Origin of the sequence: Prevotella sp. khp7 (genome assembly GCF_900109055.1) — a bacterium.
In the GTDB taxonomy this organism is placed as follows: Bacteria; Bacteroidota; Bacteroidia; order Bacteroidales; family Bacteroidaceae; genus Prevotella.
The window spans coordinates 722911-736312 of sequence record NZ_FOIV01000001.1; the positions used below are offsets into that span (position 1 = coordinate 722911).

13 protein-coding genes are annotated in these 13402 nt (G+C 50.3%); 7 read left to right on the forward strand and 6 right to left on the reverse strand.

What is annotated here, in order from left to right; genetic code table 11:
- Positions 1-196 precede the first annotated feature (196 nt).
- The 5 genes from BMX82_RS03135 (at position 197) to BMX82_RS03155 (ending at position 6426) form a co-directional block, all read left to right on the forward strand.
- Positions 197-1498, forward strand: coding sequence for a hypothetical protein (locus tag BMX82_RS03135; protein WP_036913186.1), 1302 nt, complete (start codon positions 197-199; stop codon positions 1496-1498).
- 44 nt (positions 1499-1542) lie between these two features.
- Complete coding sequence (locus BMX82_RS03140) at positions 1543-2865, forward strand: imelysin family protein (RefSeq protein WP_091765970.1); 1323 nt, start codon at positions 1543-1545, stop codon at positions 2863-2865.
- 85 nt (positions 2866-2950) lie between these two features.
- A complete protein-coding gene (locus tag BMX82_RS03145; RefSeq protein ID WP_091765973.1) occupies positions 2951-4705 on the forward strand; it encodes a di-heme oxidoredictase family protein in 1755 nt (584 codons plus the stop codon).
- Positions 4706-5287: a hypothetical protein gene (locus tag BMX82_RS03150; protein WP_091765976.1), complete on the forward strand. Its 582-nt coding sequence runs from the start codon at positions 4706-4708 to the stop codon at positions 5285-5287.
- On the forward strand, positions 5284-6426 hold the full coding sequence (locus BMX82_RS03155; protein WP_091765979.1) for a Rid family hydrolase: 1143 nt from the start codon (positions 5284-5286) through the stop codon (positions 6424-6426). The genes BMX82_RS03150 and BMX82_RS03155 overlap by 4 nt, the downstream gene beginning before the upstream one ends.
- 105 nt (positions 6427-6531) lie before the next feature.
- Here the strand turns inward: BMX82_RS03155 and eno are convergent, their stop codons facing one another.
- The gene (eno, locus tag BMX82_RS03160; protein ID WP_036913197.1) at positions 6532-7839 is read right to left on the reverse strand and encodes a phosphopyruvate hydratase; all 1308 of its coding nucleotides are present in this window, start codon (positions 7837-7839) and stop codon (positions 6532-6534) included.
- Between the two features lie 184 nt (positions 7840-8023).
- On the opposite strand from eno, the gene BMX82_RS03165 reads away from it, so the two are divergent.
- Positions 8024-8428, forward strand: a complete 405-nt coding sequence (locus BMX82_RS03165; protein WP_255396537.1) for an FMN-binding protein — start codon at positions 8024-8026, stop codon at positions 8426-8428.
- A gap of 45 nt (positions 8429-8473) precedes the next feature.
- Here the strand turns inward: BMX82_RS03165 and rny are convergent, their stop codons facing one another.
- The 4 genes from rny to BMX82_RS03185 form a co-directional block, all read right to left on the reverse strand.
- Complete coding sequence (rny, locus tag BMX82_RS03170) at positions 8474-10015, reverse strand: ribonuclease Y (RefSeq protein ID WP_036913204.1); 1542 nt, start codon at positions 10013-10015, stop codon at positions 8474-8476.
- Positions 10016-10030: 15 nt separating this feature from the next.
- Positions 10031-10351, reverse strand: coding sequence for a cell division protein ZapA (locus BMX82_RS03175; RefSeq protein ID WP_036913207.1), 321 nt, complete (start codon positions 10349-10351; stop codon positions 10031-10033).
- A gap of 16 nt (positions 10352-10367) precedes the next feature.
- On the reverse strand, positions 10368-10664 hold the full coding sequence (locus BMX82_RS03180) for a coiled-coil domain-containing protein (RefSeq protein WP_036913210.1): 297 nt from the start codon (positions 10662-10664) through the stop codon (positions 10368-10370).
- A gap of 76 nt (positions 10665-10740) precedes the next feature.
- On the reverse strand, positions 10741-11355 hold the full coding sequence (locus BMX82_RS03185; RefSeq protein ID WP_036913213.1) for a hypothetical protein: 615 nt from the start codon (positions 11353-11355) through the stop codon (positions 10741-10743).
- Positions 11356-11522: 167 nt separating this feature from the next.
- Here BMX82_RS03185 and rfbA point away from each other — a divergent pair, with 167 nt between their 5' ends.
- A complete protein-coding gene (rfbA, locus tag BMX82_RS03190; protein WP_091765982.1) occupies positions 11523-12395 on the forward strand; it encodes a glucose-1-phosphate thymidylyltransferase RfbA in 873 nt (290 codons plus the stop codon).
- A gap of 87 nt (positions 12396-12482) precedes the next feature.
- On the opposite strand, the gene BMX82_RS03195 is transcribed toward rfbA, so the two are convergent.
- The gene (locus BMX82_RS03195) at positions 12483-13394 is read right to left on the reverse strand and encodes a sensor histidine kinase (RefSeq protein ID WP_177171998.1); all 912 of its coding nucleotides are present in this window, start codon (positions 13392-13394) and stop codon (positions 12483-12485) included.
- Positions 13395-13402: the final 8 nt, after the last annotated feature.

Sequence of the window (13402 nt, forward strand, 5' to 3'; positions counted from 1 at the left end):
ACCTAATAATGATTACGGCTGCAAAATTATACATTATTTTTGGAATACGCAATAATCATTATTAGGTATTTTTATCCTCCTAACTCTATTATATAGGTCTATTTAACCCATTTTCATAATTTTTAGGTATTGTATAATCACTTGGAAAGGTCTACCTTTGCAGCCGATTTTAGTAATGGTTCTAGGTTTATACAAAATGAAGAATAAGACTATTTTTACAATGTGTGCCATGGTTGGTCTTTTTACCACCACGTTACAGGCACAAGAGGTGGCTGGCGACAGCGTGATGCAACATGCCACTGGCAAGAAGTTTTCTGTAGGAGGTTATGGCGAAATTGCTTACAGCCGTAATTATTTTAGCGACCACGTAAGCCGGTACAGTCAGCCGGAACAGCATAAGAACGACCCCAGCCACGGACGTTTCGATATTCCCCACATGGTAGTATATATGGGTTACGACTTCGGAAAGGGTTGGACCTTCGGTACTGAGATCGAGTTTGAACATGGCGGTACCGGTATCGCTTATGAGAAAGAAGATGAGGAAGGTGGCGAATGGGAGCAGGAGACAGAGAAAGGCGGTGAGGTAGAACTTGAGCAGTTCTGGATCCAGAAGACCTTCTCGAATGCAGCCCATCTGAAATTCGGTCATATCGTTGTACCCGTAGGACTCACCAATGCCTATCATGAACCGCTGAACTTCTTCACGGTCTATCGCCCAGAAGGCGAGAACACCATCATGCCCTCTACATGGCATCAGACCGGTGTCAGTTTCTGGGGACGTGCCGGTAAGTTCCGCTATGAGGCACAGTTCCTTGCTGGATTGAATGCCGACAATTTCACCAATGTAGGATGGGTTCGTAAAGGCCATAAGTCACCTCTGGAGTTTGACGTTGCCAACAAATATGGTGTAGCGCTCCGTATCGACAACTATTCTGTTCCCGGTCTGCGCCTTGGTCTGAGCGGCTACTATGGCCAGAGCATCGGCAACAGCTATCCCCGCAACGCCAATGGTGTCGACGCCGAATACAAAGGAGATGTTCTGATTGGTGCTTTCGACTTCACCTACAAAGGACACAACTGGATTGTTCGCGGACAGGCAGACTATGGATATCTGGGTGATGCCGACCAGTTGAAGTACGTATACAATCGCCTCAACTCCAAGTCGCCTTACAAGCACTCCGCCTTTGTCAGCAAAAATGCCTATGCCATTGGCATCGAAGCAGGCTACGACATCTTCTCACAGATACAGCAGCTGCGTGATGACAATAAGAAACTTTTCGTTTTCGGACGTTATGAGCAATACAACCCCTATGCCAGTAACACAAAAGGCACCGCCTACGATTATACAGAAGTAAAACGCATGGCTGTCGGTGTGAACTACCATCCCGTACCTCAGATAGCCATTAAGGCAGAATACTCAAAACGTTTTCTGAAGAGCCTCTACAACAACGAGCCTTCCGTAAACATCGGTGTTGCATACGAGGGCTTTTTCTTGTAAAGCATAATCATAAAAGTAAAAAGTTAACATAATAATTATCAACAATGAAAAAGTATTTTATTCTTTCAGCTGCACTCCTGATGGGTGCTATGACTTTTACATCATGTAGCGATGATGACAAAAACGAGAACGAAGAGACCTCTTTCGATCTTGTTAAGACAACACCAATTGTAGACGAGGACAATTACGACCTGAATACAGTTGCTGCTAACTATTCTGTTAAGAGTTTTGGCGAGGCAGCCATCGACAATTGCGGTGACCTGGTCGACCAGCTGACTTCAGCTAATGCCGCTATTCAGCAGGCAAAGCTGTCTGAGGCTCAGGAGACTTATCTCCGCGAGGTGCTGAAGAATCTGGTTAGCAATGTCATCATCCCCACCTATACCCAGCTGGCCGATGAGACTGAGAAACTGGAAAAGACCCTCAACGGACTGACTGTAAGCACCATCACACAGGCACAGATCAACTCAGCTTGTGAGGACTTCAAGGAAGCACGTAAGTATTGGGAGCGTAGTGAAGCGTTCCTGATGGGTGCCGCTTCCGACTTCGACGTTGACCCGACTATCGACTCATGGCCTCTGAACCGCTCGCTGCTGCTGAGCTATTTCAATAACGGTATGAACGACGAGATGCTGGAGGATGCCACCATCCTTGGTTTCCACGCCTTGGAGTTCATCCTGTTCCGCGACGGTCAGCCACGTAAGGTTGCTGAGCTGCAGGCCAACGACACCTATAAGAATTTCGAGAATATTTCCGGTGCTAAGGAGCTGGCTTATGCCCAGACCATCTGTACGCTGCTGAAGCAGCGCACCTTCCAGTTGCAGGTTGCATGGGAAGGCGAGAAGAACAGCAGTCGTGTAGCTGTTGTCAAGGCCGCTGGTCTCGACTACACCACTGAGGCAGGCCTCTCTTATGGCGACAACCTCATCAACGCCGGTATTGACGGCAGCAAGAGCACCTTCCCAACTCTGAAGGCCGCCATCTCACAGATCCTTTCCGACGATGAGGGTAGCTGCGTAGGTATCGCCAACGAGGTTGGTACAGCCAAGATTGCCAATCCGTTTGCCTCAGGCGACATCTCTTATGTAGAGTCACCTTATAGCTACAACTCTATTGCCGACTTCCGCGACAACATCCGCTCTATCCGTAACATCTGGTTGGGTTCTACAGATAAGAAAGCCAACGATTACAGCTTCCACACATTCTTTGCCAGTGTAAAGAGCGAGGGTGTCAACACCGCCGTCGAGAATGGCTATTTAAAGGCCATCGAGGCCATCAGTAATATGCCATCAGCATTCGTAAAGTACTGCAGCACCATCTGGGGCATTGCTTTCGAAGATGATGAAGACTGGGAAGTAGAAGAGTAGGAATATCTCTATACGTTATACAACAGCGCCTCACCTGAAACATGGTGGGACGCTTTATCGCTTAAAATATACAAAACAATTCTTTATGACAAATTTTAAAAGCATCTCAAAGTTCACGCTTATCAGTCTGTTAGCCTTTCAGGGCCTTACAAGTTGCTCTGACGACAATAGCAGTGAACTTGGTCCGTTGGTCCCCGAGGAACAAGCCTTCGGCAAGGCCAACGATGTCTTCAGCGCTGAAGAGTGGTTTCCCGGTGGAGAATTAGGAACTACCGAGAAAGCCAGTTACTCTGCCCCTACTCCTGCTGTCGTGAAAATTGCAGGTATGGAGGACCATTTCAATACAGGTGAGGATTTCTTCGAGCATCTTTACACCTTCGACGTAGCACCTCGTAAAGGTCTGGGCCCGGCATGGGTTCGTAACAGCTGCATAGCCTGTCACCCAAGTTACGGCCATGGTAAGCGCCAGACGGAATACCGTGCCAACACCATCGGCAACGGCTATCTGCTGGTCATCTACCACCCCGACAACAACGCCTACATCTCAGAGGTGACTGGTATGCCGCAGACGGCAGCCATGGCTCCGTTTAAAGCACCAATCGACGAGAACCAGATACAGATTGACTGGAAGACCGTGACTGCCATGGAGAGCGGACTGGCTATGACATTCCCTGATGGTGAGAAGTACGAGCTGATTTATCCGGAGGTTCGTATTCCTCAGTCGGCTTTCAACACCAATCCTAAGCCAACCAACTACGATGTACGTTTAGAGTCGACCATCGGTGTCTATGGTACGGGATTGCTCGACGCCATCGACGACGAGGAGATTGAGAAACAGTGGGCTGCCGAGGCTAAGCATGCCGAGCTGAATCCTGCCATGTGGGACAAAGAGGCCAACACCTTCAAGGCCAGTGCCTACTACAGCGCTCCCTATAACGACACAGGTGTTCATCACGGTTCTCATGGACCTCTGAAGCGTTTCACTTACGCCATGACCCGTGGCTCTCTGCAGGACGGTGCCGGTGCCAATGCCATCTGGAACATCACCAACGTGACACGTAGCGACCGCCACTGGCTCTACACCACCACAGCCTGGGCTAAGGCTCAGAGCGAGGATCCTGAGGTCATCAGCTATATCAAAGAGCACGGTTCCTCATTTGCCAGCATTCTGCATCCCTACTATGCCGACGGTACCGACGAAGGCATTGCCGCACGTGTCTATGAAGTGCTGAACACACCATCCATCGCTTACAAGGACACTTTCGAGAAATACCTGCTTAACGATGAGTACTATGGTGGTGAGGAAGAGATGAACGACAAGCAGTACTACCAGTTCATGGTATGGCACCGCGGTCTTGCCGTTCCTGCCGCCCGTAATCTGAACGACGATGCCGTAAAGCGCGGCAAGACCCTCTTCACCGAGATCGGTTGCGCTAACTGTCATCGCCCGTCATGGAAGACCGGTGCCGACAATCTGTGGATCGACGCCAGCATCAAGGCCTACGCCAAGAGCATCGGCAAGGATGCCAAGAGCATCATGCCCCGTTATGCCAACCAGACCATCTGGCCTTATACCGACTTGGTTCAGCACCGTCTGTTCATGATGAACGACATTCGTACCGGTTGGTGCCGCACCACGCCACTTTGGGGTCGTGGTCTCTCACGCCAGCTGACAGGTGCCGACGACCGTCTGCACGATTGCCGTGCCCGAACCGTTATCGAGGCTATCATGTGGCATGGCTATAGCAAGAAGTCCGACGCCTACCGTCCGACAGAGAAGTTCTATAATCTGCCCAAGGCCGACCGTGATGCCATTGTCAAATTCATAGAGTCCATCTAAATGCAGAATCGTAACAGACGCTATACAACACTCATACTGGCCCTGCTGTTTATGGCAGGGTCAGTATTTGCTATGCCTGCACCGCTCATCATGCCGAAAGCTCAGGCAGCACATTTCTGCAGGTTACTCATCAACGACGGAGAGAGCATCGCCCCGCTCAGTTCGCATGCCCATCGGCTCATGGCGGCCAACGACAGTCTGACCTCTGAGCAGATATTCGCATCCTACATCTTCAGACAGTCCAACTGGATCACGCTGCGCATTTTCCCCCATACCGAGACCGACGGCACTGTTGCCTGGTATTCAGCATCCGACCTCCTTCCCGCTTCGGTCAGCACTGAACACCAGAAGTATATCCACGAGGTCTTCCCCCACCTCCAGGCAGAGATAGAGGCAGGCCATTGGACCACCGTCGATGCCTATATCGACAAGATGATTGAATACCAATGCAAGTTCGCTAACAACGATCAGGCAGTCTCTACACCGTCTTACCTGATCTATGTTGTTGCACTTTTCTTTGCGGTTTTGCTTATTTCTCGAATAATATTCGTAAATTTGCACCCTAAAAGAACAAAACAATGAAACCAAAACTCATAAACCTGGATTTTAAGGACACACGCGCCGAAGTCTTTTGCTTCGATTGCGGCACCGATGTCTGCGAATATCATGCGATGCTTCATGTCAGCGACCAGCGTTTGCCGTATGCCAAGCAGCTGGAAGCCATTATGAACGCATACCAGACACTACTCGACAAGCTGCCAGGCACTCAAGCCGTATTTAAGCGCTACTTCCTGAGCGACGCAGCCAATCAGGCCGACGATGTCATTGTGGCCGATGTCACCGACTGTGCGAAGAGTATCATCCAACAGGCCCCGCTCGACGGCACGAAGATTGCCCTGTGGGTCTATCTCATGACCAACGTTCAGACGGGCATGACCAACAGCGGCCTCTATGAGGTCAGTCATGGCGAGTTCCGCCATCTCTATAATGCCTCAGCCCATAACCTTGCAGCCAACTCAGAATACCAGATGCGTCTGCTCTTCAACGAGTATATCATGCAACTGGCAGAGGAGGGCTGTAAACTCTCCGAGAACTGCATCCGCACATGGCTCTTCGTCAACGATATCGACTTAAACTACGGCGGTGTGGTTCGTGCCCGTAACCAGGTATTCTTTACCCAGGGCCTTACCGTCCATACCCACTTCATTGCCTCTACAGGCATCGGTGGCCGCCAGCAGGATCCTAATGTGCTCTCTCAGATGGACAACTATGCCATCGCCGGCATCCGCCAGGAGCAGATTCACTATCTGTATGCCCCCACCCATCTCAATCGTACCAGCGACTACGGTGTAAGTTTCGAGCGCGGCACCTATGTCGACTATGCCGACCGACGCCATGTCTTTATCTCGGGAACAGCCTCTATCAACAACAAGGGAGAGATTATGTTCCCTAAGGACATTGAGAAACAGACCCTTCGCATGTGGGAGAATGTCGAGGCTTTGCTGAAGGAAGCCGAATGCACCTACGACGACGTGGCAGAGATGATTGTCTATCTGCGCGACGTGGCCGACTACGACCTGGTTCGCTCTCTCTTCGAGGAGCGTTTCCCCGGTAAGCCCTGCGTCATTGTCCACGCCCCCGTCTGTCGCCCGGGCTGGCTGATAGAGATGGAGTGCATGGCCATTAAAGCAGTCAACCTACCGGCCCTGCCTCAGTTCTGATTTCCCTTATTACCCAAACAAAATAAATGCGGACAGGCTTCACAGTCTATCCGCATTCTTATTATCAATGATTTATACAAAAAAAGTTGTTTATTTAACTCTATATTACTTCAGTCGCTGATAACCATAAGCAGCCTGCTCGCCAAGCTCCTCCTCGATACGGATAAGCTGGTTGTACTTAGCCATACGATCAGTGCGGCTCAGCGAACCTGTCTTAATCTGACCGCTGTTGGTAGCCACGGCGATATCGGCAATCGTGGTATCCTCGGTCTCACCAGAGCGGTGTGAGGTCACAGTGGTGTAACCATGACGGTGAGCCATCTCGATAGCCTCAAGGGTCTCAGTGAGCGAACCAATCTGATTTACCTTAATCAGGATTGAGTTGGCAGCTCCCATCTTGATGCCCTTCTCCAGGAACTTGGTGTTGGTCACAAACAAGTCGTCGCCCACCAACTGACAACGGTCACCGATCTTCTCAGTCAGCTTCACCCAGTTGTCCCAGTCGTTCTCATCAAGACCATCCTCGATACTGTCGATAGGATACTTGGTAATCAACTGCTCCAGATAAGCAATCTGCTCATCGGCAGAGAGCTTCTTGCCGTTAGGATCCTTCTTGGCACCGTTCTTCAGCTGACGATAGTCATAGAACCACTTACCGTCCTCACAGGTAGCAAACTCAGAGGCGGCACAGTCCATGGCGATCTTCACATCCTTACCAGGCTCGTAACCAGCCTTCTTGATAGCCTCGACAATCGTGTCGAGCGCATCCTCGATACCATCGAAGTCAGGCGCATAACCACCCTCGTCACCTACGGCTGTTGAAAGACCACGGGCCTTCAGCAACTTAGCCAGGTTGTGGAACACCTCAGCACCCATACGGATAGCCTCTTTCTCGTTGCTGGCACCTACCGGACGGATCATGAATTCCTGGAAGGCAATAGGAGCGGCAGAGTGAGCACCACCATTCACGATGTTCATCATAGGAACAGGCAGCGTATAGGCGTTGGCACCACCGATATACCTATAAAGGGGGATGTTCAGAGCCTTGGCAGCAGCCTGGGCACATGCCAGCGACACACCGAGGATGGCATTGGCACCGAGTTTTGACTTCGTTGGTGTACCGTCGAGTGCCAGCATCTTATAGTCAATGGCACGCTGCTCCAGCACACAGTCGCCCTTCAATGCAGGTGCGATCACCTTATTTACATTCTCAACGGCCTTCAGCACACCTTTACCGAGATAGCGACCCTTGTCGCCATCACGAAGTTCCAGAGCCTCGTTCTCGCCTGTAGAAGCACCAGAGGGAACGGCTGCGCGTCCCATGACACCATTCTCAAGCGTTACTTCAACTTCAACTGTAGGATTACCTCTTGAATCGAGGATTTCTCTTGCATGAATCTTTTCAATCTTCATAATTACTCTTTTATTCAAATAACAAAACCATTATTTCCGTGTGCAAAATTACAAATAAATAATCACCCGGACAATACTTAGAAATTATGATTTTCTTTGTCCAGAGCAACAATTTGCGTATCGGCTCTTGCACAAGAAATAAATAATCCGTAACTTTGCACCCCGAAATATTTAATAAGAAGACATGAGAAAGATTAGTTTTAGGATTATTGGCGGCTGCGCACTGATGGCAGCCGTATTCGCAGTACAGAGTTTCATGGTTGGCGACAACACCATCACAAAAGAGAATGATGTCTATGTCATCAATACCACTACGATTGGCAAGAACATCGAGGGCTATAACGGTCCCACCCCACTGAAGGTCTATATTAAAAAGAATAAGGTAGAGAAGGTTGAGTTCCTCAAGTCGCAGGAATCTCCCAAATACTATGCTAAGGTCAAGAAGGCCCTGGCCGAGAAATGGAACGGCCTGAAGGTGAAGGATGCCAAGACCCGACAGGTCGATGCCGTTACAGGCGCCACCTACTCGTCCAAGTCCGTCATCCAGAACGTCCAGCTGGCACTCGATTACTACCAGAAGAACAAATAAAAAAGGCTCGCAGTTGCGAGCCCTTTTTTATTGTATGCAATCTGTTTATTTTGCGTAAGCTACAGAACGTGTCTCTCGGATGACGGTAATCTTCACCTGTCCGGGATAGGTCATCTCGTTCTGGATCTTCGTGGCGATATCGCTGCTCAGAGCCTCGCTCTCGGCATCGTTCATCTTGTCGGCACCGACAATCACACGGAGCTCACGACCAGCCTGGATGGCGTAGGTCTTGGTAACACCGGGATAGCTCATGGCGATGGCCTCAAGATCGTTCAGACGCTTGATGTAAGCCTCCACGATCTCACGACGGGCACCAGGACGGGCACCAGAGATAGCGTCGCACACCTGAACGATCGGAGCCAGCAGCGTCTGCATCTCCATCTCGTCGTGGTGGGCACCGATGGCATTGCAGATATCGGGTTTCTCCTTATACATCTCTGCAATCTTGGCTCCATAGAGTGCGTGTGGCATCTCGCTCTCCTCATCGGGCACCTTACCTATATCGTGCAACAAGCCTGCGCGCTTAGCCTTCTTCGGGTTCAGTCCCAGCTCAGCAGCCATCACAGCACAGAGGTTAGCTGTCTCACGGGCATGCTGTAACAGGTTCTGACCGTATGAAGAACGGTATTTCATCTTACCGATGATACGGATCAGCTCAGGATGCAGACCATGGATACCCAGGTCGATGGCCGTACGCTTACCAGTTTCGATAATCTCGTTGTCGAGCTGCTTCTTCACCTTGGCAACCACCTCCTCGATACGGGCAGGATGGATACGACCGTCGCTCACCAGCTGATGCAGGGCCAGGCGACAAGTCTCACGACGCACAGGATCGAAACCGCTGATAACGATAGCCTCAGGCGTATCGTCGACCACGATCTCAACACCGCAGGCAGCCTCCAGTGCACGGATGTTACGTCCCTCACGACCGATCACACGACCCTTCACGTCGTCGTTGTCGATATGGAACACGCTCACCGAGTTCTCAACAGCCGTCTCAGTAGCCACGCGCTGAATAGTCTGAATCACAATCTTCTTAGCCTGCTGGTTAGCGTTGAGCTTAGCCTCGTCCATAATCTCGTTGATATAGCTGGCAGCAGCAGTCTTAGCCTCGTCCTTCATCGACTCCACCAGTCGGTTCTTGGCTTCCTCAGCGCTCAGACCGGAAACTTCCTCCAGCTTCTCGCGCTCCTTCAGCTGCATCTTCTCCAGTTCTTCAGCCTTCACGCTCAGCAACTTCTTCTCGTTGTCGATGCGGTTCTGCTGGTTGTCGAGTTCATTCTTCTTTCGTCCCAACTCCTCCTGACGCTGGTTCAGCGAGATCTCGCGCTGCTTCAGGCGGTTCTCGTTCTGCTGGATGTGCTGGTTGCGCTGCTGCACCTCCTTCTCCAGCTCGCTCTTCTTGTTCAGGAACTTCTCCTTCACCTCGAGCAGTTTTTTCTCTTTGATCACCTCAGCCTCCTTCGTAGCAGAGTCGATCATTTCCTTGTATTTCCCTTTCAACACATAGCGGAAAACAAGATATCCGCCAACGCCTCCTAATACGAGGGCACCGGCAGCAATCAGTAATACAAAAATTAAATCCATATATAATCTATGTTGTTAAATTGATACTCTCTCCGAATCATCCAGTGCTTCCTCAATCTCAGAAGTCAACTTAGAGAGAATATCCTTGAAGGGAGCCGTGTCGTTCTTGCCACGCTCCCGCTCATACATCAAGGCCACATCAATCAGCGTCATAAGCGCGATGGTGTGCTCGCCTTTCCTGCCCTTATAAGCCTGTGCATAGGCATTATAACGGTCAGTGATGAGCTTGGCTGCCCTACGGTAATACTCCTCGTCGGAGCGATTGACCGTCACCTCGACTTCCTCGTCGTAGACGTGCAGCCTGATATGTAGTTTCTCGTCATTCACTTCTGGCATTGTATAGCACCTTTATTTATTCTTCGTCGCTGAGAATGGCGATGCATTTATTCACGTCGCGTATCATCTTGGACAGCCGCCCCTTGGCGCTCTCCAGATCACCGTCGGTGATTTCAATCATCTTGGCCATCTTCAGCGATTGATAGTCGTTTTCCGCCTGAGTCAGCTTGGCCTGCAGGTCTTTAATGTCCTGGCCGTTTTTCTCAATCTGCGCACGCAGGCTCTCCGTCTCCTTTTTCATATCCTGAAATCGGAGAATCATCTGCCGCACACGCGTTTCGAAAGTCGCTAATGCCTTCTCGTTTGGATTCATCACATAACTATTTGGTGTACAAAGTTAAAGCAAAATAATCAGAATGTCTGCTTCAAAGCTGACATTTTAATATTTTTTAATCTTCGTTCCTTTTAGGTTCCTTCTTGGCGAGCATCACGACCTTGTATACAAAGTCGGTCACCCATTTCTGCGAGAAGCCCAGTCGGCGATTATATTCACGTACAGCCACAACAGTCTTCATCACCGATGCGTCGCTGAAGTCGTTCTTATTGAAGATGTCACCCACTGTTTTCTCGGTCATGCCGTAGAGGGCTTTCTTCATGAAGCCCGGCAGACGTAGCTTGAACTTCATCAGATTACCTGTGAGCATCATGATGTCCTGTGTGAAGCCCTGAAACTGGAGCATATAGGTCTGAGCGTCCTGCACCTTCTTACAACGCTTGCGCAGGCTCTGGTCTATCTCCTTGAAGAAATCGTCCTCCATGCCATACATCTCTTTCAGCATTTTCTTACAGCGACTACGTTCGCCCACTCCCAACTTATTATTAACCGTTGGCACCTTGAGGGTTGCCTTGAACACGCGCAGATCGGGCAGTGCAGCCAGGTTGGTGATACCGAGGTCCGATGCCATCGCAGCCTGGAAGTATACGCGTATCAGCGTCATGAAGTCCTCCATGCCACCTACTTTCTGCTCATCGTTCTTACCGAAAATATGATTCCAAAAACCCATGTTTTATACTTTTTATACAATTTTGGCTGCAAAGTTACGAAAAATAATTGTAACTTTGCAGCGAATATTAAAATAATTATGAATTATCGTGCAAGCCGAATGCCATAAAAACTCGTTTTTAATGGCTGAGGCGCCGCCGATGATGCATATTTGAACAAAGTGAAAATATGAAAGGTATCGTATTAGCCGGTGGTTCTGGCACACGCCTCTACCCTATCACAAAAGGTATCAGCAAGCAGCTGATTCCCATTTTCGACAAACCGATGATTTATTACCCTATCTCAACCCTGATGCTGGCAGGCATCCGCGAGATACTCATCATATCAACCCCTTACGACCTGCCAGGTTTCAAGCGTCTGTTGGGCGACGGGTCAGATATAGGTGTACGTTTTGAATATGCCGAGCAGCCATCGCCCGACGGGCTGGCACAGGCCTTCATCATCGGCGAGAAGTTCATAGGCGACGACTGTGCCTGTCTTGTGCTTGGCGACAACATCTTCTATGGCAGTGGTTTCACAGGTATGTTGAAGCAGGCAGTCGCCAATGCCGAGCAGAACAATCGCGCCACGGTGTTCGGCTACTACGTCAACGACCCAGAGCGCTACGGTGTGGCAGAGTTCGACGCCGACGGCAACTGTCTCAGTATTGAGGAGAAGCCCGCGCACCCCAAGTCGAACTATGCGGTGGTAGGCCTTTACTTCTACCCCAACAGCGTGGTCGAGATAGCCAAGAACATCAAGCCATCAGCCCGTGGCGAGTTGGAGATCACCACCGTCAACCAGCAGTATCTCGCCAAGAAAGAGCTGTTGGTCCAGACACTTCAGCGCGGCTTCGCCTGGCTCGACACAGGCACCCACGACTCGCTCTCTGAGGCATCCACCTTCATCGAGGTGATTGAGAAGCGCCAGGGACTCAAGGTGGCCTGTCTTGAAGAGATAGCCTACAAGCGAGGCTGGATCAGCAAGGAGCAAGTACGCAGGCTCGCAGAGCCCATGATCAAGAACGAGTACGGCCGATACCTCATAAACATCACGAAATAGGTAAAGAAAAGAATCCCCGGTGTCATCACGACAGCGGGGATTCAGCTCTAATAAAGTATTAAATTATACACCAAAGATGTAAAGCATTCATGCTTTTATGGTAAAGACCATCGACGTGCCTTTCTTCCGATGCGGATCCTGATAGATGGTGCCGCCCAGCAGATGTACCAGCGCACGACAAAGGCGCAGACGCACCACGACTATCTTGATAGACACATCAGTGTTCCGTATCCGTTCGAAGGCACTCTCTTTTGCTTCCTCAGGAATACCAAGTCCTGTATCACTGACGGCAAACGACAATTCGTTCTGCTGATGGCATCGTTTCACCACGAGCACGATCTCGCCCTCGTGGGTAAACTGCATCGAGCATTTCAGCAGGTTGACCAGCACCTTCTGCAGACACTTCATGTTTGTCGTCACGGTCTCATCGTCGTCCAGACAAGTCTCCAGGCGCATATCCACGTTGCCGTCCCGGTAGGTCAGGCAACTATCGAACACATCCTGACAGAAGCTGTTCACAGGTATCTGGTCGTTCCGTTCTATCTCGGTCATGTCCTCATAGTCCATCAGTTCCAGTGTGCCGTTCACCATCTCGGCCATCTGATCCGTCCGTTTCTTCAGTTCGTTGCGCACCATGTTCCACTCCCCTTGGCCAGGCTGCAAGTCCGTCGAGGTGATCAGTTTCGTGTAGCTGGCCATACACTCCTGTAACGTCTGCACTTCGAGGAGCACTTTGTGATAGAAATCCAGTTTGCTATTCATCACATGAGCCTGTCTGTCCATGGCCACCCGATCCCTCATGCGGTCCATATGTACGGCTTCCATCTGCTGTCCTAACCGATTCTGCAGGTTCACTTCACTGTCAGACTTGAGCTGCTCGTATTGGGCATTGGCAAGCATACTGTTCTTCTTCACCACCTTACGCCAGTAGAGCGCTGTCAAGCCAATCGCCAAGGCCATCAGCACCAAGGGTATCAGCGTATGTAAAAAGACATGCATCGTTGTCA